Genomic DNA, 560 nt, shown 5'->3' with positions numbered 1-560 from the left:
TTGGGAGAAGAGGGCCGCCAATCATCTCGCGTTCCTGCCTTTCGCCTGTGCCCTTATTGCCTTTCACGCAGCAGGGTTATAAGGTGGCCGGAGATTATGAATGGGCCTGCCTCGCTGCCCAGCGGGCCGCCGAAAAGGTCCTAAAGGCCCTTTACGAACAACAAGGCCTGGAAGTGCGGGGGCATTCCATTCTGGCTTTGCTTCGGGGACTGAGGGAATCTTACGAAGTGCCCGGTGAGTTCTACGCCTTCGCCCGTGCCCTAACCCGCTACTATCTGGAGGCCCGATATCCGAACGGATTCCCGGAAGGGGCTCCGTTTGAGTATTTTGACGAGGAGATGGCCCAGGAGGCAGCCCTCGCTGCGGAGGCAATCCTGCGATGGTGTGGAGATTCTCTCGGTGGACGCGGAGGCGCTCCGGGAGCATCTTGAGACATCGCGGCCCGCATCCGGCGGGAGCATCCACGGGTCCGAGAGGTGGTGCTCTTTGGGTCCTTTGCCCGGGGGGATTTCACCCCTCGCAGTGATGTGGACATCGCCATTCTCCTTTCGGGGGACGGA

General features: G+C 60.9%; 3 protein-coding genes. All 3 read left to right on the top strand.

Translation table 11 applies throughout. The annotated features are described in order from the left end of the window. The coding region (locus tag NZ653_10180) for an IS5/IS1182 family transposase (GenBank protein ID MCS7287482.1) at positions 1-82 on the top strand (82 nt) is incomplete at its 5' end. Further along, positions 48-431, top strand: a complete 384-nt coding sequence (locus NZ653_10175; GenBank protein MCS7287481.1) for a HEPN domain-containing protein — start codon at positions 48-50, stop codon at positions 429-431. The genes NZ653_10180 and NZ653_10175, both read left to right, overlap by 35 nt. A gap of 15 nt (positions 432-446) precedes the next feature. Further along, positions 447-560, top strand: a 114-nt coding sequence (locus NZ653_10170) for a nucleotidyltransferase domain-containing protein (protein MCS7287480.1), incomplete at its 3' end; no start/stop codon positions are given.

The organism is Anaerolineae bacterium (assembly GCA_025062375.1).
Taxonomy (GTDB): Bacteria; Chloroflexota; Anaerolineae; order SpSt-600; family SpSt-600; genus SpSt-600.
This window is presented reverse-complemented; position numbering and strand designations above follow the sequence as displayed.